Source organism: Mycoplasma sp. 1781 (genome assembly GCF_053851675.1).
In genome coordinates this window covers 1-26,231 of sequence record NZ_JBSQBC010000012.1, presented here as the reverse complement: position 1 = coordinate 26,231, position 26,231 = coordinate 1, and the positions used below count along the sequence as shown (strand labels likewise).

At 27.8% G+C, this 26,231-nt stretch carries 20 protein-coding genes, 2 tRNA genes and 2 pseudogenes; 9 read left to right on the top strand and 15 right to left on the bottom strand.

Annotated features, from left to right (window positions below; genetic code table 4):
• The 4 genes and pseudogenes from ACWXVP_RS02560 to ACWXVP_RS02545 form a co-directional block, all read right to left on the bottom strand.
• Positions 1-557, bottom strand: a pseudogene (locus ACWXVP_RS02560) (excinuclease ABC subunit UvrA); the annotation flags it as partial.
• A 258-nt stretch (positions 558-815) separates the two neighbouring features.
• A complete protein-coding gene (locus ACWXVP_RS02555; protein WP_456012935.1) occupies positions 816-2,069 on the bottom strand; it encodes a hypothetical protein in 1,254 nt (417 codons plus the stop codon).
• A gap of 1 nt (position 2,070) precedes the next feature.
• On the bottom strand, positions 2,071-2,967 hold the full coding sequence (locus ACWXVP_RS02550) for a Cof-type HAD-IIB family hydrolase (RefSeq protein ID WP_438340737.1): 897 nt from the start codon (positions 2,965-2,967) through the stop codon (positions 2,071-2,073).
• The gene (locus tag ACWXVP_RS02545; protein WP_456012933.1) at positions 2,967-3,704 is read right to left on the bottom strand and encodes a hypothetical protein; all 738 of its coding nucleotides are present in this window, start codon (positions 3,702-3,704) and stop codon (positions 2,967-2,969) included. The genes ACWXVP_RS02550 and ACWXVP_RS02545 overlap by 1 nt, the downstream gene beginning before the upstream one ends.
• Before the next feature lie 131 nt (positions 3,705-3,835).
• Here ACWXVP_RS02545 and ACWXVP_RS02540 point away from each other — a divergent pair, with 131 nt between their 5' ends.
• Complete coding sequence (locus tag ACWXVP_RS02540; protein WP_456012931.1) at positions 3,836-5,230, top strand: DNA recombination protein RmuC; 1,395 nt, start codon at positions 3,836-3,838, stop codon at positions 5,228-5,230.
• A gap of 54 nt (positions 5,231-5,284) precedes the next feature.
• Here the strand turns inward: ACWXVP_RS02540 and tuf are convergent, their stop codons facing one another.
• From tuf to ACWXVP_RS02525, 3 genes are all read right to left on the bottom strand, one after another.
• Positions 5,285-6,478: an elongation factor Tu gene (tuf, locus tag ACWXVP_RS02535; protein ID WP_438340734.1), complete on the bottom strand. Its 1,194-nt coding sequence runs from the start codon at positions 6,476-6,478 to the stop codon at positions 5,285-5,287.
• 318 nt (positions 6,479-6,796) lie between these two features.
• Positions 6,797-7,369, bottom strand: coding sequence for a diadenylate cyclase (locus tag ACWXVP_RS02530; RefSeq protein WP_438340733.1), 573 nt, complete (start codon positions 7,367-7,369; stop codon positions 6,797-6,799).
• Between the two features lie 18 nt (positions 7,370-7,387).
• Positions 7,388-7,786, bottom strand: coding sequence for a hypothetical protein (locus tag ACWXVP_RS02525; protein WP_455994750.1), 399 nt, complete (start codon positions 7,784-7,786; stop codon positions 7,388-7,390).
• Between the two features lie 127 nt (positions 7,787-7,913).
• On the opposite strand from ACWXVP_RS02525, the gene ACWXVP_RS02520 reads away from it, so the two are divergent.
• From ACWXVP_RS02520 to ACWXVP_RS02490, 7 genes and pseudogenes are all read left to right on the top strand, one after another.
• Positions 7,914-9,110: a phosphoglycerate kinase gene (locus ACWXVP_RS02520; RefSeq protein WP_456012929.1), complete on the top strand. Its 1,197-nt coding sequence runs from the start codon at positions 7,914-7,916 to the stop codon at positions 9,108-9,110.
• 71 nt (positions 9,111-9,181) lie between these two features.
• Positions 9,182-10,162 carry an aspartate--ammonia ligase gene (gene asnA / locus ACWXVP_RS02515; protein WP_455966037.1) on the top strand — a complete coding sequence of 327 codons (981 nt, stop codon included), beginning with the start codon at positions 9,182-9,184 and terminating at the stop codon, positions 10,160-10,162.
• 224 nt (positions 10,163-10,386) lie between these two features.
• Positions 10,387-11,532 carry a methionine adenosyltransferase gene (gene metK / locus ACWXVP_RS02510; protein ID WP_456012927.1) on the top strand — a complete coding sequence of 382 codons (1,146 nt, stop codon included), beginning with the start codon at positions 10,387-10,389 and terminating at the stop codon, positions 11,530-11,532.
• Between the two features lie 21 nt (positions 11,533-11,553).
• Positions 11,554-11,627, top strand: a tRNA-Trp gene (locus ACWXVP_RS02505).
• A gap of 392 nt (positions 11,628-12,019) precedes the next feature.
• A complete protein-coding gene (locus tag ACWXVP_RS02500; RefSeq protein ID WP_456012925.1) occupies positions 12,020-13,087 on the top strand; it encodes an alanine/ornithine racemase family PLP-dependent enzyme in 1,068 nt (355 codons plus the stop codon).
• A 150-nt stretch (positions 13,088-13,237) separates the two neighbouring features.
• Positions 13,238-13,735, top strand: a pseudogene (locus tag ACWXVP_RS02495) (transposase).
• Between the two features lie 96 nt (positions 13,736-13,831).
• On the top strand, positions 13,832-14,416 hold the full coding sequence (locus tag ACWXVP_RS02490) for an IS256 family transposase (protein ID WP_456012937.1): 585 nt from the start codon (positions 13,832-13,834) through the stop codon (positions 14,414-14,416).
• A 181-nt stretch (positions 14,417-14,597) separates the two neighbouring features.
• Here ACWXVP_RS02490 and ACWXVP_RS02485 read toward each other — a convergent pair whose 3' ends face one another.
• The 3 genes from ACWXVP_RS02485 to ychF form a co-directional block, all read right to left on the bottom strand.
• On the bottom strand, positions 14,598-15,422 hold the full coding sequence (locus ACWXVP_RS02485; RefSeq protein ID WP_455994744.1) for a hypothetical protein: 825 nt from the start codon (positions 15,420-15,422) through the stop codon (positions 14,598-14,600).
• Positions 15,422-16,900: a putative cysteine peptidase gene (locus ACWXVP_RS02480; protein WP_455966045.1), complete on the bottom strand. Its 1,479-nt coding sequence runs from the start codon at positions 16,898-16,900 to the stop codon at positions 15,422-15,424. The genes ACWXVP_RS02485 and ACWXVP_RS02480 overlap by 1 nt, the downstream gene beginning before the upstream one ends.
• 283 nt (positions 16,901-17,183) lie before the next feature.
• Positions 17,184-18,287: a redox-regulated ATPase YchF gene (ychF, locus tag ACWXVP_RS02475; protein WP_456012923.1), complete on the bottom strand. Its 1,104-nt coding sequence runs from the start codon at positions 18,285-18,287 to the stop codon at positions 17,184-17,186.
• 110 nt (positions 18,288-18,397) lie between these two features.
• Between ychF and ACWXVP_RS02470 the strand changes: the two genes are divergently transcribed.
• A complete protein-coding gene (locus ACWXVP_RS02470) occupies positions 18,398-18,976 on the top strand; it encodes a thymidine kinase (protein ID WP_438340723.1) in 579 nt (192 codons plus the stop codon).
• A 4-nt stretch (positions 18,977-18,980) separates the two neighbouring features.
• Here ACWXVP_RS02470 and ACWXVP_RS02465 read toward each other — a convergent pair.
• From ACWXVP_RS02465 to ACWXVP_RS02445, 5 genes are all read right to left on the bottom strand, one after another.
• A tRNA-His gene (locus tag ACWXVP_RS02465) sits at positions 18,981-19,056 on the bottom strand.
• A 155-nt stretch (positions 19,057-19,211) separates the two neighbouring features.
• Positions 19,212-20,999, bottom strand: coding sequence for a hypothetical protein (locus tag ACWXVP_RS02460; RefSeq protein WP_456012921.1), 1,788 nt, complete (start codon positions 20,997-20,999; stop codon positions 19,212-19,214).
• A 92-nt stretch (positions 21,000-21,091) separates the two neighbouring features.
• Complete coding sequence (locus tag ACWXVP_RS02455) at positions 21,092-22,630, bottom strand: hypothetical protein (RefSeq protein ID WP_456012920.1); 1,539 nt, start codon at positions 22,628-22,630, stop codon at positions 21,092-21,094.
• Between the two features lie 71 nt (positions 22,631-22,701).
• Entirely contained in the window at positions 22,702-24,978 is a 2,277-nt protein-coding gene (locus ACWXVP_RS02450; protein WP_456012918.1) for a hypothetical protein, read from the bottom strand.
• Between the two features lie 57 nt (positions 24,979-25,035).
• Positions 25,036-26,231 (bottom strand): hypothetical protein (locus ACWXVP_RS02445; protein WP_456012917.1); only part of this gene is annotated, 1,196 nt, incomplete at its 5' end.

The window sequence follows — 26,231 nt, the reverse complement described above, 5'->3', positions numbered from 1 at the left end:
AAAATAGTACCATTAGCTTTTATTCTGAGAAAACCGTCCTTTTTTAGTTTTGCTAACGTGGTAGCAAAAGAGCCCTTTTGATTATTAATTATTGGAGATAATATAAATATTTTAGAGCCCTCATTTTGCGACAAAACATAATTAATAATATCTCGGCTTTTTTGCGCTGTAATTTCAATTTTATGATTTGGGCAATAAGGTTTTGCTATTCTTGCATATAACAATCTCAAAAAATCATAAATTTCCGTTACTGTGCCAACAATACTACGAGGATTATTGTGGACCGTTTTTTGCTCAATAGAAATGGCAGGGCTCAATCCTTCAATACTATCCACATCAGGTTTTTTTGTTCCACCTAAAAATTGTTTAGCATAATTTGATAAGCTATCAACATACCTTCTTCTCCCCTCTTCATAGATGGTATTGAATGCTAGCGAACTCTTTCCGGACCCTGAAAGCCCGGTGAAAACGACAAATTTATTTCTTGGTATTTCAAGATTAACATTTTTTAAATTATTTTCTCTTGCATTTTTAATAATAATATTATTATGTTTCATAATATAGAATTATATTAATAAATTAGTGTTTTTAAATAGTAAATAAAAAATTAAAAAATGAATATCTATAATAAAATGTGATATTCATGATGGATTGTTTGATTTCTAATTATTTAATAATGAATGTTTACCATTTTGAATTAAGAATATTTATTAACATATTTAAAAAAATAGACCATTTTTAGCTTAATTAAGGCCTATTTTTTATATTTCTATAATACAAGCAAATAATGAAAATAATATATTATAAGAACTAACCTAATTTATTTCATCTTCATCTATTGTTTCTTGTTCTTGGTCTCTTGTTTTTTCTCTTCCTGACTTCTTTTCTCTATATATTTCAAGCACAGTTCTTATAAATGATTCATCTTCAAAGTCCGTAATGTTCATCGCAGGCACACCAGGAACAAAAGTTCCCTGTTTAACCTGAGCAACAAATTCCTTTAATGTTTGAACGATTTCTGCTTCATCAATTCCCATATCAATTAAAGGCTCAACGAAACTTTCTATAAATGCGTATCTCAAATCATCGCGAGTTTGAATTTTTGAAGTATCAAAAGGCAAGTCTAAATCACCATTCTTAACTTTTTCAATCATTTCTTTCTCAGATTTTGCATATTTTTCAGGATTACTTAGAATTTCTTGAATTTTCTTTACATCATTATGTTCAGATTCTGATAATTCTTTCGAACCAAAAAAATTACCTATTGAACCCATATTAAGCAACTCATGGTCATTTAAACTAGGGGCAATGTGTTCGAAGTATGACTGATATATTTTATCTTTACTTCTTCATTCAAAAATTGATGAAATTTCTTTAGATATGGTTGAAAGTTCTAATCTTGAAAGAAGACCGAAATCAAAAAATTCCGTCGTAGCTGAAACTTCCCCAAAAGAAGGAACAAGAGAATTATGGAAAGCATATACGTAATTATTATCATATAAAGATTTTGCTAGTTGCATACCAAAAACGCTTGTGTTTTTGCTATTTTCGACCCTATTTGTTTTATTAAATTTTAATGAATGCTTTAATACCGCATCTGTGTTTTGCTTTAGCATAGCGCTAAATCTTTCGGCCAATGATACTCCAGCGTATTTAATACCCTTCTTAAGAGTAAATTCAAACGAAACAACCGAAAAATCAGATAATATTGCTGTAAAATAATTTGATTTCTTATCAAGATATTCTATTTTTTTGAATAAAAAGTCATCAACATTGGCAATCAAGCCTTTTTGAGCTCTTGTTTCAAAAGTTATTTCTCTAAGTTCTTTCTCATCGAATTCACTTGTATCAAAGATTGGATAATATGGATTCTTATTATATCCATAGAAAGATAGAATTAATCTACCCAATTCCTCAAATGTTAAATTATCAGATATAATTAGTTCTAACGGCTGATCTTCACCCAAAAAGTCAACTAGTTTAACATTAGTTTCATTAAAAAAAGGAGATAATTTATTAATATTATTAACCTTTAAAATATAATTTTGTCCAATTCTTGTTACCTTCATTTTACTTCTCCTTTATAAATTCATGAAACATATATTTTCTTGTAATATTCTTTAATCGATATAAATAGTCCAAAATAGCTTCCCCTAACCCATTTTGTGCTACATCACTTGTAAAAAGTTTAGCAGTTTTTAATACTTCATTAGATGAATTATCCATTGCATATGAATAATCAGTAAGTTTTAACATCGGGGTATCATTATTACTATCTCCGATAGTCATAACTTCTTTTAGCATTACTTCTTCATTGCTATAAATATTTTCAACCATTCATCTAACGGCACTTCCTTTATTAACTCCTAACGAATTAATTTCTATATTGCAATGGGTCACAATAATTTCCATTTTATCTTTTAGGTGTTTGATACTATCATATATTTTTTCATATAGTGTTGTTGATGGCTGATCGTCAATGGCATACAACTCAATTTTAATAGGTTTTATAAACTCACCTTTTCACAATTTAGGTATCATTTTCTTATTTTTGTCACTAACAAAATGATAATTTATAACCTCGTCAATTATAATCTTTTCATCTTTTAGATAAAAATAATTTTTGTCATCTCAAAAAATAACTTGTAAATTTAACTCATTTGCAATTTTAATTACTTCTTCTAAATAAGAGAATTCAATATTTCAACTCTTAATAATCTCTGCTTTTTTCACGTCATATATTTCAGCACCAGATGAACAAAGAAGATATCTCACATTTAGTCTTTTAGCTAAATTTAACATACGCTCTTGCACCGGATTTCCGGTGCATATGTTAAAATCAGCACCATTATCAATAGCAAACCTAATATCATATTCGGTATCTGGTCTTAAATCAAAATTTCGATACAGCGTACCATCTACATCGCTAAAAATAACAGGTTTTTTGTTATTAATTATTGCATACATTATTTAGCTCTTCCTTTCTTAGCTTTAAAAGCTATTTTCTTGCGCTTAACCAATATTGCTATTATTATATATAAAAATAATGCACTAAAGCTAATTGTGGGGACAACATATCCAACAATTTTCCACTTTTTATTGCTATCATTATTTTTATCATATTCTCTATTATAAAACCAATGGCCATATAGAACAATCTTGTTGCTACTAATATTTTTTAATTCCTCAATTTTTTTGGCTTCTTTTAAATATTTTTTCTTTGTTAACCAAGTTCAAACTAATATGGCTGCTTCAGGCAAGGGGAGTTTTTGACTTCTCAAAATTACTATCAATTTTTCATCATCATTTTTTGTTTTATTATAGTTATCAACAAGATCAATAAAATCCTTAGAAATATATTTTTTAGCAGTTATATTATTATCCAACGCTTGTGACTCTTTTGATGTTAAATCAGAACTTTTACCATTTATTTCTATTTTATCCAAGGCGTTTAACCCTTTTTCACTACCCCACTCAAAGAATGATTCATAAGTATAATCCTTATAAGAAATATTTTCATCTTTTACTTTTTTAGCCAAAAGAAAATCATCTCAATTAAGCCTTTCATATTTTTGTTTAATAGCACTAAATTCAAGACTTTTATCTTCTTCAACTTGATTTTTATTTTTACATGAAACAACTAATGGTGCAGTTGCAAAAACAGGTAATGTAACTAATGATGATAGAAATATTTTTTTTTGCATTTTCTTCATAATTACAATAAATTTTATAATAATTAAGGCTATTTTTTGAATATTTGAAATAACCAAAAAATATTACATTATTTATGTTTAAATTATTAATAGCATTATTCTAAAAATAAGGAGGTAAAAATATGAATAATCTTTTAATTGCCTTGATTGTAATTAGTGCATTAGCACTAATAGGAATAGTTTCCATATTATCTTATTTAATCACACAAAGATTAAGAGCTGAAAAGGCAAAAACAAAAACTGAGGAAATTATAAAAAATGAAATCCAAAACCATCTAAATGAAATTAATAACCATATTGAAATAAAATTAGATAAGTTAGAACTAAATCAAAAAGGTTTTTTAACTGAAATCATTGGTGATAAAATAAATAATTTAAAAAATGAATTAAACAAAACAATAAATGAATTTGGAAAGTCTTATAATGAAATAATCAACAATAATTTGGTTCGAATAGCTAGTGTTATAAAAGAAAGTAATAAGGTTCAAAATGAAGATCTAAATAAATTATCAAATGTTTTAAGAGAAAATGTTAATACAAGACTTGAAGATATAACTAAAAGAAATCGTGAGTGATTTGAAGAAATTAAAACAAAAATAGATAAACACTTTGAAGATAAATTAACAAAACAAATCAATGAACATTTTAATAATATCAAGAGCTCGATGGATGAAATGAACAAAGGCATGACTGAATTTAGCACTATTCAAAAAAGTGTTATTGATCTTAACAAAGCTTTTTCAAACAATAAAACTGTAGGAAATTTTGGTGAATTCTCATTAAGACAAATTTTAGAAAACCATTTTCCGTCACTTAAAAATAATCTCTGATTTGAACAATATAAAATTGATCCAAAAAGTGATGAAAAAGTAGATTTTGTTATTAGGTCAAAAAATATTATTGATGGCAAAGAACAAGAAATCATTATTCCGATTGATAGCAAATTTCCTTTAGATACATGAAATAAATATATTGATAAGGAAAATGAAGTAGATAAAAAGGATGCTCTTAAAAAATTAAGAGATAAACTTAAAGAAATGGCTAAAAGTATTAGAGATAAATATATCAAACCATATCATAATACTACACCTTTTGCCATATTATTTCTGCCATCTGAGAGCATACACCTAACATTAATTCAAGACAATAACTTTATACCTGCAATATTCAATGATTATAAAATATTAATAATAGGCCCAAGTTTTATGATGGCTTTTATATATAGTTACTCTGTTCAAAACCAAAATTATAGAGTTGCAAAAGATATTGAAAAAATTAAAGATTTATTTATCGAAATTCAAAATAAATACAATGCTGTTAATAACAATATTATTGATGGTTTAGATTCTATTGGACAAGCATCTAAAAAGATTGGAAAAGCATATAAATATACAAACGAAGTCATTAATAAAATTAGCAAAAACTCTAATGAATTAGGCATTCCTGCCCCCGTTATAAAGGAAACCACTGAAAAGAAGAAAAATAAAATAAATGCCCTAATTTCTGATGACATTTAAAAAAAATAAAAAAATATGTTGCACATATTGTGCAGCATATTTTTCAAACTAAAATTATTTTGTAATCTTTGTTACAGTTCCGGCACCAACAGTTCTACCACCTTCACGGATTGAGAATCTTGTTCCTTCTTCAACAGCAATAGGTGCAATTAAAGTAACTTTTAATTCAACTGTATCCCCTGGCATAACCATTTCACGTTGTCCGATGAATGCAATTCCACCTGTAACGTCTGTTGTACGGAAGTAGAATTGTGGTTTATAGTTTTGGAAGAAAGGTGTGTGACGTCCACCTTCTTCTTTTTTAAGAACATAAACTGTAGCTTCAAATTCTGTGTGAGGAACGATTGTTTTAGGTTTTGCTAAAACTTGTCCACGTTCAATTTCTGATCTATCAATACCACGTAGTAATAAACCAGCATTATCCCCAGCTTGAGCTTCTTTTAGGTTCTTTCTAAACATTTCGATACCGGTAACAACTGTTTTCTTAGTTGGCTTTAATCCAACAATTTCAACTTCTTCGTTAAGTGATAAAACACCACGTTCAACTCTACCAGTTGCAACTGTTCCACGTCCTGTAATTGTGAAAACGTCTTCAATAGCCATTAAGAATGGTTTTTCTGTTTCACGTTTTGGTTCTTCAATGTATGTATCAACAGCATCCATTAAGTCCATAATTTGTTGCTCATAAGCGGCGTCGCCTTGTAATGCTTTAAGAGCTGAACCGGCAATAACAGGTGTATTGTCTCCATCGAAACCATATTCGTTTAGCAATCCACGGATATCCATTTCAACTAAACCAATCATTTCTTCTCTTTCATCATCACTAAACATATCAATTTTGTTTAGGAAAACAACAATTTTAGGAACACCAACTTGTTTTGCCAATAAAATGTGTTCACGTGTTTGAGGCATAGGGCCATCAGTAGCAGCAACTACTAATATTGCACCATCCATTTGAGCGGCACCTGTAATCATATTTTTAACATAGTCAGCGTGACCTGGACAGTCAACGTGTGCATAGTGACGCTTTTCTGTTTGGTATTCGATGTGTGAGGTGTTAATTGTAATACCACGTGCTTTTTCTTCTGGGGCATTATCGATTGAAGCGTAATCTCTAGCTTCTGATAAACCTTTTTTAGATAAAACTGTTGCTATCGCAGCTGTTAATGTTGTTTTACCATGGTCAACGTGACCAATTGTTCCAACGTTAACGTGAGCTTTTGAACGGTCAAAATCTACTTTTGCCATTTTTTTTCCTTTCGAGTTAACTATATAAATTTTTAATTTTTTTATAGATATTAAAATCTTTAAGATTAAACGCGTTTAACCACCTAAGCATAGCCTTTCATCTATGTCCTGTCCAAATTAAGGCGTTTAACATTGATTTTTAAAGTAAATAAGTAATGAAATAATTTTAACAAAAATAAAAATTTTTAAAATTTTTTTAAAACTTTTATTATAAAAACTTTAAAAAAGTAATATAAATTTTTCAATTTAATTTAAGTTGTTTTTTCATTTTTAATTATCAAAAAATCACAAAATATAATAATACTAAATTAATAGTTATTAATTAGAATCCCTTAAAATTCTACCTAAAACTATTTGCAATTGTTCTAAAGGAACAGACTGTAGTACGCCATTTTCAGCAAGCGTTATACCACCGTTTTCTTCGCTCACAATTAATGTTGAAGCATCACTCATTTCAGAAATTCCCATTCCGGCTCGATGTCTTGCACCATATTTATTATCAATTGACTTCTTAGTTATTTTATAAAATGTAGCAACATAGTAAATTTTATTATTTCTTATAATAACCGCGCCATCATGTAAGGGGCTATGTTTATTAAAAATAGAAATTAAGATCGAGGAAGAAATATTCGCATCCAAAATAATTCCATCTGTTCTTAGCGGGTCTAAATTATCATTATTTTCAATTGTTATAATTGCACCAGTTTTTGTTGCCGAAAGCTTCTCTAACGCTTCTCTCAATTGATAAATTATTCTAATTTTAGTTGAGCTTCCAAGGCTCTTTTTAATAGACTTATTTTTCTTCTTGGCATTTACAATGTTAATAATATAATTAACTGATAAAACAACCGAAATAAAGATTACAAAAAATAAAATAATATATTCAACCATTAAAAACCTCATCTAATTTTATGAATTACCATTTGCTAATTTAATAATTACTATCAAGACAATGATTTGAATAATTATTACAAAAATAATTGCCAAAATTCTTCTTAGTTTACTAATTGGTTTTGCTTGTGTTGCCTGTGGAGAATCAGATCATCTATCGAACTCAATATATGTTTGATACTTCATTTGCAATTGTGTTTGTCTATTCTGGGCTTGCTTAATTATTTCCTTATTTCTTTCATCCATAATATTCATAAATCTCATCTTTTGAAAATAATTAAAAATTTCCATCTCAGAATAATCCTTAAAAAATTTAGCATTCTTCTTATATGACTGAAATTCAGTAATGATTCTTGAGATATTATCGCTCTCAGGATCATAATTCAGGGTTCTTGTATCTTTTTGTTTTTGAGCCATCTTTCTCCTAACAATCAATAAATCATCATTTTAATATGTTTGATTATTAATTAAGATTATTTTATTATAATTACACATATATTAATAAAAATTTTATATTAAATTACTAAAAAATATAGGAGATAAAATGAAAAAAACAATCAAGGATATTGAACTTAAAGGAAAAAAAGTAATTCTAAGAGTTGATTTTAATGTCCCTGTTTCTAACGGAATGGTTATGGACACAAAAAGAATCGATGCAGCATTGCCAACAATCAAGTACATTTTAGACCATGGCGCATCACTAATTATGCTTTCACATTTAGGAAGAATAAAAGCTCCTGAAGACAAATTAAATAAATCGTTAAAGGTTGTTGTAGAAAAGTTTTCTGAAATTCTAGGCAAAAAAGTGGAATTTATTCCTGAAACTAGAGGTGAAGAAGTTAAAAAGGCAGCTTCAAACCTAAAACCAGGAGAAATTATTTTCTTAGAAAACACTCGTTTTGAGGATTTAAATGATAAGGCTGAATCGGGAAACAATGAAGAATTAGCAAAATATTGAGCTAGCCTAGGAGATGTTTATGTTAATGATGCCTTTGGTGCTTCACATCGTGCTCATGCTTCAACGGCAGGTATTGCAAAATTCATCAAGGAATCAGCACTTGGTTTATTAATGAACAATGAAGTTTTACACTTATCTAAAATATTAGATGGATTCGAAAGACCATATGTTGCTATTATTGGAGGAGCAAAAGTTAGTGACAAAATCAAGGTACTTGAAAAATTATTCAATGTTGCTGATAAAGTTCTAGTTGTTGGTGGAATGGCATATACCTTCCAAAAAGCATTGGGTCACAAAGTGGGAACATCAATTTGTGAAGATGACAAAGTAGAAATGGCAAAACAATATTTAATTGAATATAAGGACAAAATTGTTTTACCAATTGACAATGCTTACACTGATGAATTTGCTGATAAAACTCCTTTATTTACAACAAAAGATAATATCAACATTCCTGATGGATATATGGGATTAGATATTGGCCCACAATCAGTTGAGCTATTTAACGAAATTATCGCTTCCGCAAAAACAATATTTTGAAACGGACCTGCGGGAGTAACTGAATTCAAAAACTTTGAAAATGGAACAAAAGGTATTGCTATAGCTATTGCAAATAATGAAAGAGCTTACTCTGTTGTCGGTGGCGGTGATTCAGTAACTGCTATTAACAAACTAGGATACCAATCAAAATTCAGTTTTATTTCAACCGGTGGCGGAGCTTCTATCGAATTCATTCAAGGTAATAAAATGCCCGGTTTTGAAGCAATTCAAGATAAAGAGTAATAGTTTAATATAAATTAAAAGAGAGTTCATTTTTCAATGGACTTTTTTGTTTAATTTGTTAAAATTCTTTTATGAAAAAAACATGTTTAACATTAAAAGAAACTCAGTTTGCGATTGAAAAACTAAAAGACGTTTTTTCACATAAATTAAGAAAAGCCTTAAATCTTACAAGAGTATCAGCACCTATGTTTCTAAGAAGTAGTAGTGGCTTAAATGATGGTCTCTCAGGAGAAAAACCAGTTATATTTAGACCTAAAAATATTAATGAAGATATCGAAATTGTTCACTCACTAGCAAAATGAAAAAGAGATGCCTTAGCAAGATATAATTTTAACGTTTATGAAGGTATCTATACTGATATGAATGCAATAAGACAACAAGAAAATATTGATAAAACCCATTCTTTTTATGTCGACCAATGAGATTGAGAATTAGTTATAAATAAAAAGGATCGTAATATTAATTTTCTTAAAAAGGTTGTTAAAAAAATATATAAATGCCTTAAAGAAACAGAAAAAACCATTAATAAAATTTATCAAATTTTCGCAACAAAACTTCCAGAAAAAATTTTCTTTATTAGTTCAAATGAACTATATAATCTCTATCCAAATATTTCGCCTGAGGAAAGAGAATACGAGATAGCAAAAGAACACAAAGCTATTTTTATTTACCAAATTGGTTATCTATTAAATGATAATAAGCCACATTCAAAAAGAGCTAAGGACTATGATGATTGGATGCTTAATGGTGATTTAATTGTCTATGATCCAATCAACGATATTGCTTTGGAACTAAGCAGTATGGGAATTAGAGTGGATGGTGATTCACTAAGAAAACAATATCAACTAAATGACTATGAAATAGCAAAAATAAGTCCATATCATAAGGCTATTTTAGAAAACAAATTGCCTTTAACTATCGGTGGAGGACTAGGACAATCAAGAATTGCAATGTTTTTATTAGAAAAAAGACATATTGGTGAAGTTCAAGTTAGCATTTGAAATGATGAGACTAAAAAAACGATCAGTGAAAATGGCATAATTCTCTTATAAAATGATATACTTTTATCATAATTAAAATACATAAAGAGTTGTTAGCTTGACGGCGATGAAACATGCCAACCTGTTCATATAGAATAAGGTGGATAGTCAGAGATTTTTACAAAAAATCTAACATGTATCATTTGTAAGTTTATTTAGTCAAAAAACAACCTATAAAATAGAGTTGTTTTTTTATGTTTTTAATTATAGCTATAGAAATTTAAAGGAGAAATACAATGAAAAGATTATTAACAAGCGAATCTGTGGGTGCGGGACACCCAGATAAAATTTGTGACCAAATTTCAGATGCAATTGTCGATGCTTTATTAAAGCAAGATAAATATTCAAGAGTAGCATGCGACGTTATAGCAAATGATGACCTCATATATATTGGTGGCCAAATTTCAACAAAAGGTTATATTGATACTATTAAGGAAGCATGAAAAATACTTAAAAATTTAGGCTATAAGGAAAACGATTTTAAAATAATTAACGCAATTACTGAACAAAGTCCTGATATTGCTCAGGGAGTAAACAAGAACAATAATAAAGAATTAGGTGCTGGCGATCAAGGGATTTTGTTTGGTTATGCCACTTGCGAAAATGAGTATTATATGCCATGGCCTATTGTGCTAGCTCATGAATTAGTAAAGCGCGCCGAAAATTTAAGAAGACATAAAAAATTTCCATATGCAAAGTCAGATATGAAAAGCCAGGTAACAGTTGAATATGATGATAAAAAAAATACATATACTATTAAAAAAGTTTTAATGTCAATTCAACATGAGGAAAATTTTAATTATGATAAATTTAAAACCTTTATAAAAACAAATATCGTTGACTATGTTTTAAAAGAACATAATTTCAATTTAGATTATGAATTATTAATAAATCCCACCGGTAGATTTGTAATAGGGGGACCAACCGGAGATACTGGTTTGACTGGTAGAAAAATAATTGTCGACACTTATGGTGGTTTTGCAAGACATGGTGGTGGGGCGTTTTCAGGTAAGGACGCAACCAAAATAGACCGTTCTGCAGCATATATGGCAAGATATATAACCAAAAATTTTGTTGCTGCTGGCATTGCAAAAAAAATGGAAATCCAATTATCTTATGCCATAGGATTGCCTAGACCACAATCAATTTATATTGAGACTTTTGGTACTTCTAAATATACAGAACAGGAAATAATTAATGCCGTTTATAAATTATTTGATTTAAGTGTTGAAGGAATTATAAACACACTAAATTTATTAAATCCAATTTTTCTACCAACCGCAACTTTTGGTCATTTTGGTAGAAATGACCTTAATTTAAGTTGAGAAAAAATTGACAAAATAAATGAAATAAAAGATTTCTTTAAAAATATAAAAAGATAAATTATAATTTTATATGTGTCTAGGGGATTAGTTTAATGGTAGAACAATGGACTCCAAACCCATTTGTGCGGGTTCGATTCCTGCATCCCCTGCCATATCATAAAATTGTTATAAAACAAGATGCATTACAAATGTATCTTGTTTTTTTAAAAAAGTAAAGCATTTCTTATTAATAGGTTTTAATAGGAAATGTAAAACGGCTAACTTCATGTTTTATGGCGATTAGGTTTATTTTTAATTTTTTCATTAGTTATATCGGTATAAATATCTTTTCTTTTTTTCTCAAAATCTGTTAAATTCTGGATTTCTATTTTTTATATTTCACATTAACTCCTATAATTATTTTAAACTATAGGATGTTGCAAAATAATTGAGAATTTACAAATTACGAACAAAAATATGCCTTATTAAGAAATGGCAAAAAAGAATTTATAATTATTAAAAATAGCAAATAATATAGGAATTAAATTAAAATAAAGGAATAAAAATGGGATACCCAAAAATTATTATTAATGAAACTAAATTCAAAACTAACGTTAGAAGAGCAATCGAAATTTGTAAGGTTAAAAATATTGAAGTTTTAGCAGTAACTAAAGGTTTTTGTGGAAATAGAAGAATGGCGGAATTATATGCTGAGGCCGGCATAAAAAACTTTGGAGATTCACGGCTAGATAATTTTGAAATATATAAAGATATACCAGGTCACAAACAACTTTTAAGAATACCAATGATTTCTGAAATACCAAAAATGATTGAATTATGTGATTCATCTTTAAATGGCGATTTAGATGTTATTAAAAAAATTAGTGATTATTGTTTAAAAAACAATAAAAAGCCGCATGAAATTGTTTTAATGGTGGACTTAGGTGATAGGAGAGAAGGTGTTTTGCCAGAAGATGCTTTAAAATCAGCTAAATTAATTAATGAAATGAAAGGTGTTAAATTAATTGGTTTAGGATGCAATTTCGGGTGTTACGGTGCTAGAATACCATCTGATGAAACAATGAAACAATTCGTTGAAATCCAACATCAAATTGAGGGTGAACTTAATATCAAATTAACTCATATGTCAGGCGGAAACTCATTAAGTTTACATATGGTGTGAGAAAATCGTATGCCAGAAGAAATCAATGTTTTAAGAATGGGTTTTGCAATGATTTTTGGTACTGAAGATATGTACCGTCAAACAATTGATGGAATGTATCGTGATGCATTTAGATGCGAAGTTGAAGTTGTTGAAGTTGATTATAAAAGCTCACTGCCAATTGGTGCTTGTGGAATTGATGCGTTTGGACATGTTCCTTATTTTGAAGACATTGGTGATATAAAAAGAATTATTTTGGCAATCGGTAAATTGGATACAATGTTTGATGCCATGATCCCATATGATGAAAAACTAAAAATTTTAGGTGGATCTTCAGATCATATGATTATCAACGCTCAAGATTCAAATATTGAATATAAAGCCGGTGACATCGTTACTTTTGGTCTTGACTGAGGAAGTTTATTATATCTATTCAATTCTTCATATGTAATTAAAGAATTTGAAAAATAGTTTAATTTTTGTGAAGAAATAACCAAACTTATTGAAAAAGAGATTTTTTGGAACTGTAGATAATTTTGTGTAAAAATCTCCTAATAGCAAATATTTAAAATTAAAATATTTATATAGGAAATTTTTTTAATATGCCAAAAAGAAATTAAAATGCTAAGCGCAAAAGAATTATATGATAAATATAAATCAGCAACTCAGGAAATGGTTTGCGAAATTATTAAGCAAAATACCAAGGGTCTTATTCAAATAAAACCAGAAGAAGAGATGAAAAAACACCTTGGTTACGATAGATATGAGCATGAAAAAGCAATAAAAGATAACTATCGAAATGGTAGTTATTCTAAAAATCTAAGATCAAATTTAGGTGAAATTGAACTTTAAATTCCGAGAGATAGAAACTCTGAATTTAAACCAACAATAGTTCCAAAATACCAGTATGATATTTCTAAAATTGAAAGCCAAATTATCGGTCTTTATTCAAAAAGAATTTCAACGAGAGATATATCTCAAACTCTTAAAGAAATGTACGGAGTTGAAGTTGATGCTACTTTCGTTAGCAGAGTAACTGATAAGATAATTCCACACATAACGGAATGAAGAAATAGACCCTTAAAAAAACTTATGCAATGGTTTTTATTGATGGAATAAGGTTAAAGTTACAGAAGAAAATAAACTTGTTAAAAAGTCAGTTTACATAGTTATGAGATACTCTTTGGAAGGATATAAGGATGTTTTGGGTTCGAAATTGGGGAATCTGAATGTGCAAAATATTGAATTCAAGTACTAAATAACCTTAAATTAAGGGGGGGTCATGAGATATATCTCATGGCGAGTGATAATTTAGCGGGAATTAACGAAGCAATCAAAGCTGTTTATTCTAAAACACAAATTCAAAAGTGCATAGTTCATCAAATAAGAAATTCGACAAAACATGTTAACTATAAAGATTTAAAAGAATTTACCCAAGATATGAAAAATATTTATAAATCCAGCAACCTAGATGAGGCTTCAAGGTTTCTTGAAATTTTTGAACAAAAATGAGATTTTAAATATAATTATGCAGTCAAAAGTTGAAGAAATAATTTCGATGAATTAGTTACTTTTTTTAATTTTCCAGCGAAAATTAGAAAACTAATTTATACAACAAATGTTATTGAAAATTTAAATAGAAATATTAGAAAAATTTCTAAAAATAAAACTTCATTTCCTACTGATGACTCTTTAATAAAAATAATTTATTTTGCAATTCAAAATCAAGTTGAAAAATGAGAGAAATCCGTTTCTGACTGAGGGGTTGTTTATAACCAATTGCAAATAATTTTCGAATAATAATAATAATAATAATAATTTAAAATAACCAAATAACATTTAGGAGATTAAATTCTCCGATTTTGTTATGTTATTAGGTTATTTTTACATAATAAATTTAGATTTATGTAAGCTATTCTCAAATCTCTTACTCAAAAAATAAGCAGGAGATAAATTTACACAAAATTTACTACACCACCTGTTAATAATGCAAATTATAAATATTTATCTCTTTTTCGCTACCATCCTTTGCTTCCAATTCTTCATATTCCTTTATTTTTGAATAATCACTAGGTATGTATCTATTTATAAAAATTTTTAAAGTTGCATCTTTTTTATCGTTATCTATTCCGATTATTATAATATCTGCAATGTCCAATTCCTTATCATTATATTTAACCTTATGTTTATTAATAGCTGAAAGAAAAGATCTTGTTTGTAAAAAACTAGGATAAGGTGAATGAATTGTTTTTTTTCAATTTGTTACGTCTTTATAAGTGTCTTCTGAGCTTGTTTTAAAAATTTTAAAATCTTCTAAATCCTGAAATGGTGTAGCATATCATTGCTCAAATTCAAACCCATAAGGTAGAAATTGAGTAATCATTTTTTTAGGAAGATAAAATAGCACTATATCCTTTAAATTTGATATTTTTTCTTCAAATTCTTCTCTAAAATCTCCTTTATTATCTTTTGATGTATTTATAAGTTTAATTTTCAATGGGATAACATAAAAACCCTCTTTCTTAATGCTATTTATATATTTTTTAACTTCCTCTATTTTATTAGAGGTTTTAAATTCATATTTTTTAAAAGGATTTTTAATTAAAATGTTATCGCCCTTAAAGGCATCCTTATAAAGAGTTACATCTTCTAAATAATTTCTATGAGGCATTGATGGTCCGATTGGCATATTAAGACGATCTAAATGTGTTATCACCGAATATATGCTAAAGCCAAGCAATGGAGCACCAATCACAACAGTTGGCACCAGCGCGCCTATTAATGCAATTTTTGTTTTCTTTTTCATTATTTTATTAACTCGCAATCCTTTAATCTTTCTGTAATTTCACTTCCAGTAACAAAATTAGCACCATCCCAAAAATATTTTCCTAGTTCACCTTGATCTTTATTTTCTAAATATTCAAGCCATTTAATGTTGTTTGTATCAATAATAACTTGATTTCATTTGTCATATCAATTAAAATTAACTAGTGCTCTTCCATCTTCATAAACTCCATAAGCTACATAAATATGCGAAGATTCGCCATTCAATTCATATCCACCATTCTTAAATTCTCTTGTATCCGAAACTAGAAATGCTGGTATTTTTTTATCCTTAATAAAATTTACAATATTATTGCTTCTGTTATATCAATAACTAAATGTATAATCAACATATTTTTTGTTTAATAGATTTTTAATAATTTCTTTCCTATTTCAGTATGTTGTACCCTTCTTGAATTTAAATTTTTCTAAAAGATCTTTCATATAAACATCATTTAATTTTGGAGAAAAATAATTTTCTTTTAAATATTTAACTTTTTCATTATTAGTTAAATTGGAAAAATATGTTCTGAGCTGATGAGTTTTTTCATACTCATAATCATAAACAAGGTCACCATTTATAATTTCCCATGGCATTGAGTCATAATCATATATTATTCCTGCATCAAAGGATTCTGTTTTATCTATATATTTTTCTTCTTCTTGAAATCCTAAATATCTAGGATTTAAAAAATAATTATTATAAAGTATCATCTGATTTATGGCAATATAGCCGCATATTCCACCTCAGTCTTCTTCGTTTGTGTAATATTTAGCATCATTAATTCCAAAAACCTTATTGTTGTTTGATTTAAAAAATCATGAATACCTAATTTCATCATCAGCATATAAAAAACCGTTGTATTCATTTCTTATACCATTTTTCTTGAAATCTGTTAAACTAGAATTTTTTACGGTGTTTAAATTCCAAATATTAAAATTGCTAAAATTAACATTTTTAAAATTTTTTTCAATTTTTTTAGATTGATCTTTTCAATCATCGGTCACATTTTTGGTTTTCTTAATAGGCCTATGAACGTCACCGGGAAATGGTTTATCCCTATCGCGAATATTTGTATAATCAAATGATGTTTCGCTATTTCTTAATATTATTGTATCCTTATTAGGAAACATTAGCATCATTTCTGGCGTAAAAATATAATAAGGATTAACTTCTACTATTTTTTCTCTACCATGATCAAAGATTGAATAACCACCATTTTCATAGCCGACTATATAGTTATATTTATCAATATTAAAAAAATTACCTGATATAAATTTAATTTTGGTATCTTGTCGCCCTGTTAGTCTTATAAAATCGCACAAACAATAAGCACCAACTTTTTCCTTATATTTTATTTCTAATGCTTCATCTGTATTGTTACTATTTTTAGTATAAGAGATAACCAATATTGGACTAACCACTAGCGGCAATCCTAGTAAAAAACTTATCTTTTTCATATATCCCCCTTAACTTAATTTTAAAACTTTAAATTTTTTCAACAATAAATGAGGCATTTTTTACAAAAAAATGCATACTTAATATCAAAAAATAGACCCAAAACCCTAACTAGTTTTAGGCCTATTGGTTCTATTATTAACCTTTATTTTTTATAAAATATTCATTAATAAAATACTTCATTCTTACAATTTAATATTTTAAAAATTAAAACATTAAATAAAAATTAATATATTATCCCTGTCTTTAATAAACAAATACATTATAAAAATTTCTTTTGTAATTTTATTTAGCTATCTTAAAATAGCAAACATCTCCATCCTTCATTAGATAATTTCGGCCTTCTAGCATCATTTTACCTGCTTCTTTCGCTTGTTTTTCACCACCACAAGCAATATAGTCATCGTACTTAATAACCTCAGCTTTAACAAATTTCTTTTCAAAATCAGTATGAATAATTCCGGCACATTCAGCTGCATTCATTCCTTTTTTAAACACTCAAGCTCTTGTTTCAACTTCTCCAACAGTGAAATAGGTAGCTTGATCTAATAAATAAAAACTCTTAGATATAAGTTCGGCAAGTCCGGATTTATCGATATTATATTCATTTAAAAACATTGTTTTTTCTTCATTTAAAAAGCTAGATACTTCATATTCAATTTTTATACAAATTGGAATTATATATTCATTATTTTTTTCTAATTCTTGTTTTAATCTTAAAAAATATTTTGCTTCTGATAGATTTTTGTATGAATTTGCATCAAGATTAGCAACATAAATAGTAGGCTTAATTGTAAGAAATTGATAATTTTTAATAATTGCCAATTCCTCAGATGAAAAGTCAATATCCTTTAGCATTTTTTCATCAGATAAATAATCTTTAATTCTAACCAAAAGTTCATATTCTTTTTTTAATTCCTTGTCATTTGAGTTAATTGCCTTTTTGCTAATACGTCCTAGAACATTTTCAACCATCTGCAAATCTGCTAAAATTAGTTCTAAATTAATTATTTTTAGGTCGACCAATGGATCAATATGATTTCTCACATGAACTATATCAGCATTTTCAAAACATCTAATTACGTGTACTATTGCATCCACTTCACGGATGTTAGATAAAAACTTATTACCTAATCCCTCACCCTTCGAGGCCCCTTCGACAAGTCCGGCAATATCAACAAATTGAAATGTTGCTGGAACAATTTTTCTAGCATTAACAAGAGATGCTAAACTATATAATCTTGAATCTTCTAAATTAACTATTGCAATATTAGGTTCAATAGTAGTAAATGCGTAATTAGCTGACTCTGCTTCATTTAATGTTAAGGCTGAAAAAAGTGTGCTTTTTCCAACGTTTGGTAATCCCACAATCCCTGCTTTTAATGACATAAAAACCTCCAATAAAGAAAAAAATTTATACTAATAATTTTAATGTAATATAAGAAAATAATTTATTATTATAACAATAAATAACTCACAGAATTTAAGGTAGGTTTATTATGTATAAAAGATTCTCAAAAGGTATGATTGAGATTATCACAGGTCCCATGTTTAGTGGGAAAACCGAGGAACTACTAAGAAGATTAAGAACATTATCATATGCTAAATTTAATAGTTTAGTAATTAAGCCTGAATATGACAATCGTTTTTCTGATAGCGAAATAGTAAGTCGCTGTGGATTAAAAGAAAGAACTTTTTCAATTAAACAAATTGAAGATATTTATGAATTGCTTGACAAAGCTAAATATGATGCAATTTTAATTGATGAGGCTCATTTTTTTGGAAATAATTTAATTTCAGTGGCCGATGATTTGGCAAACAAGGGATATTTAATAATAATTGCTGGACTTGACCAAGATTATCGACGTCAACCTTTTGGACCGATGCCTAATTTAATGGCTATTGCTGAAACAATTACTAAATTGCATGCTATTTGCGTAATATGTCAAAATGTTGCAACTACTTCATATAGAAAAATAAAAAATAAGAGCTTAAATTTATTAGGTAATTACAATGAATATGAAGCTAGATGTCGTAAGTGTCATTTATTAGGTGAAAATGTTCAAAAAATAAAATAAAAAATGGGGCGTTCGAAGGGGATCGAACCCTCGTATGCCGGAGCCACAACCCGGAGCGTTAACCACTTCGCCACGAACGCCATTTTCTAAATTGCTTTATTATTTTAACATAAATAAACGTTTTTTTACAAATTTTAGGTTTATTATCTACAATGTAAAGCAAATTTCATAAGTTTGAGTTTTTAGTAGTTGCAATCAAAAAACACACATTTATTTTGCGTGTTTTTTTGATAAATTAAGCTTTTGTATCTAATTGAAAAAGTTCAATTTCATAAATAGTAGAGTGACCTTTAAACTTAAATGGAAGAACAATTTTACCATCTGCTTTCTTTTCTAAGCAAAGTGCTTTTCTACTATTTTTCTTATTAGAATTACTTGCAAAAAGTATTTCTTTTTTATGTCAAAGATCAACAAATTCCTTTGAGAAAATTCCTGATCCAAGGTTTTTTGCTTTGTTTTTCTTGTTGGGTTTCTTTTCGGAGAACATAAAATCATTTTTTTGATCAAAAGTAACATAACCAAAGTAGTGATGTTCTCTTTCATTTGACAACCTACTATTTCCTTTTAATATAGTAATAATTGTATTTTTAACATCTTCAGTAATTGAACTAGTTGATACAATTGAATTATTATTTATTTTATCAACTATTTTTTGTTGTTCCTCAGTTAGATTTTCCTCGACATTTGCATCCGGTTGTTTTTTCTTGGCATCTGTATTTTTATTTAAGTTGTTTTTTGCTTGCTCAAGTAAATTAGACAATTTTTTGGTAGCATCTTCTATTTTTTCAAAATCTGAATTATCTTGTTTAACAACTTCCTGTTGTTTTTTTAATTCATCGTCTAATTGCTTTTTAATATCAGCATGTTTTTGGTTAGTAAGAGTTTTTGAATAATCTTCCACTTCTTTAGCTATTTTATTGAATGAAGCTAGTGCTTGTAGCTTAGAATCTTTTTCTTGTTGTGCATCATCAATATCCCTTTTTGCATTTTTGGCTTTAAGTGTAGCTTCAATTAATACTGATGAAATAGAATCAATTTGCTCCTTAGTACTTTTATCATTAATAGCATTTTCATTTTCTTGAATGACTTTATCCAATTCATCCTTTATTGCTTTATATCTAGAATCTGACTCCAATTCCTTGCTTATTTTTTTAGCGGCATTAAGATTATTATCAAATTCAACTCTTGCCTCGATTTCATCATCGATTGGTTCAGCCATTTTTTTTGCTTTTTCTGATGCATCTTTTAATTTTTTAGTTGCTGCTTCAAATTGTTCAGCAGTACTATTATCATTAATATTTTTAACTATTTCATTAACTTCCTTTTCCAGCATGGACTTTATTTCCGCATACTTAGGACCACTCAAATATGTTAATTGATCATCGATGATATCTTTTTGCTTTTTATATTCTTGTTTTGTTTTTTCTAAAATATTATTTGTATTATCACTACCCTGTTGTTCATCTATCATTTGTTTGGATTCTTTAGCAGAATCAATAGCATTGGCTATTTTATTTGCTGCTTGCTTGAATTGCTCAACACTAGACTTGTCAGAAATTTCTTTTTTAGCAGTATTAATAGATGATTCAAGTTTAATTTTAGCTTCCTTATACTTATCATCTAGCAACGAGGATAATAACTTATTTGCTTCATCCAATTTAGTGTTATATAAGGATTTAACAGCTTCTAATGAATTATTATTTTTTACATCTATAGTATTTTTCTTAATTTCACTAACTTGACTAACTAACTTTAATAACGCATCCTTAAAATTGGAATTTGTTGACTTATCAGAATTTAGCACCTTTTTAGCATTATCGATAGCTTTTTTAATTTCTAACTTTTGTGAATCATTAAGTTTCTTATTAGATTTTAATTCTTGCTCAAAGGTTTCGATTTGCTGAGATAGCTCTTTTTTAGGTTTAGCATGTAACACGATCCCTACTGATAAACCGGTTGCAAGCACGACAGCTGTACCGCTAATAGAACCTAACGAAATTAGCAATTTACTCGATTTTTTCATTTTAATTTTCTCCCACATTTTTAGCGCAAAAATTATTATTAGTGCAATTCATTTATTGTACAGGACTTATCTAAATTTATAACATAACTAAATTAGTTATTTGCCATTTTCTTTAATTCATCGCTAGTAAATAGTTCTATTTCATATATCTTATCGCTGCCTTTAAACCTAAAAGGTAGAACAACTTTGCCATCCTCCTTTAATTCAAGACATAACGCTTTTCTTCTGCTATTTGAACCGGCATATAAGACATCTTTTCTATTTATTAAATCCATAAATTCTTTAGCAAATAAATTTCCAAGATCTTTCTTTTTTCCTTTTGAATTTTCAGAAAATTGCAAGATTGGTTCTTGTCCTTTTGTTGGCCTCTTGTAGCTTAAATAGCCAAAGAAGTATCTCACATGTTCATTTTTATCATGACTTTTAGGAGATTTGTATATTTCAATAATAGCTTTTTTAACATCCTCACTAATGGTGCTATTATTTAAAATTGTTTTATTTTTTATTTTTTCAACTAATGCCTTTTGCTCAGCTGTTAAAGTTTCTTCTGTAGTATCTGCTTTTTGTGCGTCTCTTTTGATTTGTTCAAAGAATTTTTTAAGGCTTTTAGCAATATCTTTAACTTTGCGAGAAGTTGTATTTTCCTGATCTACAATACTTTTTTGTTTATTTAACTCAGCCTCTAATTTATTTTTAAGACCATCTTGTTCAGGTTTTTTTAATGTCTTAATAAACTCTTTAATTTCATTTTCTAATTTATAAAAATCGTCTTTTGCTGCTTTTTTAGTATCATCAGTTTTTGATTTATTATCAATTTTTTTCTTTTCTGCCTTAGCTTGATTAATTGCATCATTAATTTCATTTGTGGCAGCAAGAAATTCATCCTTAGAACTTGATTCAGTTATCGTTTTTTTATTTTTATTAACTTTTTCTTCTAACGTCTTCTTAATAGTTGCGTATTCAGGTTTTGCTTCTAATGTTTTAATTAGTTCATTAGCTTTAGAAATAACTTTGCCATATTCTTCTTTAGCATTTTCTAAATTTTTATTAGAATTATTTAAATTATGAACATCAATTGATTGTTTTTCACTATTAGCAGTTTCAATAGCACTTATCAATGATTTAGTAGCATTTTCATACTGTTCTTTTGTACTTTTATCGCTAATTTCTTTTTTTGCTAAATTAATAGATGATTCCAATTTTGTTTTTATTTCTTTATATTCATCTTTTGAAAGCGTAGTTAGTAATTCGTTGGCTTCATTCAATTTAGATTCATATATTTTTTTAGCTTCGCTTAATAATAAATCAGGTTTTGAATCAAAGCTTTTTTTCCTAATCTCACTAACCTGACTAACGAGTTTTGATAATGCTTCTCTAAAATTAATATTTGATGATTTGTCAGAATTTAACACTTTCTTAGCATCATCAATTACCTTTTTAATCTCGGTTTTTTGTGATTCGTTAAGCTTACTATTAGATTCTAATTCTAATTCAAAAGCTTGAATTTGTTGTGCTAATTCTTTTTTTGGTTTTGCTTTCATAACTAAACCAACCGATAAACCGGTAGCAAGTAAAACTACTGCGCCTGTAATAGAACCTAACGTGATTCATAATTTACTTGACTTTTTCATTTTTATTATAATCTCCCTAAATTTAAAAATAAATTTTACTAATCAAATTTATTAAATTATTTAAACTGTTATTATTCTACAATGCTAGGATTTGTTTTAAGCATATTCTTTAATTCATCACTTTTGAATAACACTATTTCATAAATTTTTTCATGTCCGTTAAATTTAAAGGGCAATACGACAGTTCCGTCTTCTTTTAATTCAAGCGATAAAGCTTTTCTAGCATTGCTTGCTTTAGATGAAGTTGGAAAAACAATTTCTTTCTTTAATACTAAGTTAACGAATTCGCTAGCAAATATTTCATGGCCAAGATTTTTCGCCTTAATCTTGCCTTTTGGTCTTTTTTCTGAGAATTTAAAATCATGAGTTTTTTTATCAAAACTTATATATCCAAAGTAATAATTTACCTTTTCTTCATTAACTCTAGATTTCTTTTTAAATATTTCAATAATTGAATTTTTTACATCCTCGGTAACGGCAGCTTCTTTTATAATTGTTTTATCCTTAATCTTATCAACTATTTTTTGTTGTTCTGGATTTAAATTTTCTGATGCCTGTTCGCTTCTTTGAGATTCTTTCTTAATTTGTTCAAAGAAAGTCATAAGTTTCTTTGTAATTGTTTGAATTTTTCTGGCTGTTAAATTTTCTTTATTAATGTCATCTTTGCTTTTTTCTAATTCAGCTTCAAGTTTCATCTTAAGTTGAGAATGCTCAGGCTTTGTTAATGATTTTTGAATAAATTCAGTAATTTCAGTTTCAAGTTTTTTAAATTCAGCTTTTGCTTCATCAATTTTTTGTTTTAAAATTTCTTTTTTATCTATTTCCTTTTTTTCATTATTAGCAGATTCGATAGCAGTTTCTAATTCCTTGGTTGCACTTTTATATTCTTGATCAGTAGTTTTATCATTAATCTTTGCTTTAATTTGGTTTAATGAATCATCTAATTTTTTCTTGACATTTTCGTATTTAGCTTCCTTAAGAGAACTTGATAATTCTTCAGCTTCCTTTAATTTTTCTTCATAATCTTTTTTAGCATCAACCTTTGGTGTGGTTTGCTTATCAAGTTCTATTTTTGCTTTTCTTGCATTGTCAAAAGCTTTTTCTAGTTTTTTTATTGCTTCTTTAAAATCATCAATGGTACTGCTATCACTAACACTATTAACAATCGCTTGAACTTCTTCCTGTAATTTATCTTTTATATCTTTATATTTGTCACCAGCCAATTCGACATCATATATATCAAGAAAATCATTGGATAATTTATTATAAAAAATCTGTTGTTGTTCTTCTAATTGGTGTTGTATTTTATCATCAATTATTTTTTTATCATTCTTAGTTTTTTCTATTAATTCAGTTATTAACTTTGTAGCACTATCATATTGTTGTTTAGTACTCTTGTTTGTAACTTGGTCTTTTAATTTCTTAAATGATTCATCAAATTTTTGTTTAATATCTTTGTATAAATCACCATCAAGTTCTTTTGATAATTTATCTCCTTCACTAATTTTTTCTTCATATTTATTTTTAGCTTCAAATAAATTCTTTTCTTCCAAATCAATTTGCTCTTTTAATTTTAAAGCTTCATCTATTGCTATTTGTAATTTAATTTTGGCTTCATCATAATCGTGTTTTTTACTTTTATTATTTAAATTATTAGTTATTTCTTTGATGGATAGATCCAATCTTGCTTTAACATCATAATACTTATTAGCTAAAAGCTTGTTTGATAGTTCTTTTGCTTCTTTAACTTTGTCATTAAAATCATTTTTAATATTTTCGAGAGTATCAATTTCTTGTTTAGCTTGTATAGCTTCTTTTATCGCTACTTCTAGTTTTTGTTTTGCTTCGTCATAGTCGCTTTTTAAACTGCCATCATTTATATTTTTTGTTGACTCATAGATAAATAAATCAAGTCTAGATTTAATGGCTTCATACCTTGGAGATGATAATAATATTTGTAATTGTTTAGCTTCTTGTAACTTGTTATTATACGATTTTTTTGCAAACCTCTTTAACTTGTCAATATCCATTTCTTCAGTATTTGGATTTTGTTTAATTTCTTCAACAGAATTAACTAATTGCGCAATGGCATTTTCAAAATTTAAGTTTTGTGAAGAAGTGCCAGAAAGAAAAGCCTTGGCAGCTTCTATTGCCTGCTTAATTTTTGTCTTCTGGTTTTCGTTAAACGAAATATTAGTTTTTAATTCTTTTTCATATTGATCAATCTTTTGAATTAAAACATTTCTAGGCATAGATTGTTGTACAGTATAGATTGATATTCCCGCGGCTGCAGCAATAGTTCCAACATTGGCTCCGCATAATGCAATTAATAATTTACTAGACTTCATTACGTGCTCCTTATTTATAAAAATAATTACTAATTATATATTTAAAACTCATTGAACCTATTTATAGTCGCTAGGTTTCTCATTGCTTGTAAATAATTCAATTTCATATACCTTGGTATGATCTTTAAACTTAAATGGCAATACTATTTTTCCATCACTTTTTAATTCAAGAGCTAACGCCTTTCGAGCACTTTTACCTGTTTTATTAGTTGGAAAAATTATTTCCTTTTCATGGACAAGTTTGATAAATTTCTCATCGAAAAATCCGATACCAAGATTCTTATGTTTTATTTTGCTTTTATTCTTTTTAGTAGGCTTTTTCGACGAGAACTCAAAACTATTATTTTTAAATTCAATGTATCCGAAATAATAATGAAAATTTTCACCAGATACTTTGCTATTGTCTTTAAGTACTTCTAAAATATAATTTTTAACTTCTTCTGTAATTTTATCTATCTTTAATAATGTTTTACTATTTAACTTATTAACTATATCTTTTTGTTCTTGCGTTAATCCATCATCAGGTTCTTCGGCCTTGTTTGCTTCCGACTTAGCTTGTTCAAATATTTTTGTAAGTTTTTCCGTTGCTTTTTTGATTTTATTAAGTGTTGATTCACTATTAACTATTAGTTTTTGCTTATTTAATTCATTTTCTAAATTAGTTTTAATGCTCATTTGACTAGGTTTTGTTAATGTTTTTAAAAAATCTTCGACCTTTCGTTCCAAGGCCATAAATTCTGCTTCGGCATCCTTTTTTTCTTTTTCAGTATTTATTTTTTTGTCAATTTTGTTCTTCTCACTCTTAGCTTTTTTGATGGCTTTATCTACCTCACCAATTGCATTACCAATTTCTTCTCTAGTATTGTTCACATTTACTGAATCTTTCTTTTCTTTAACCACCTTTTCTAAATCGTCTTTAATATTTTTATATTCATTGTTACTATCGAGCTCAGTAGCAATTCTTTCTGCTTCTGCAACTTTTTCATGCAATTTTTCTATTAATTTTAATCTAGCTCCGATTTCTAGTATTTCATCATAAGCGTTAGCAATTAACTCTTCTAATTTCTTAGTTGCTTCATCATACTCTTTTTTTGTATGTTTTCCACTACCTAATTTAGTTTTTATTTCTGCCACTTCCAAATCTAGCTTATTTTTGACTGAACTATATCTACTATCTGAAAAATTATCATTTTCAAACTTTTCGACCTCTTTAACTTTGGCATCATAAGCTGCTTTTGACTCTTCAGTTTCCA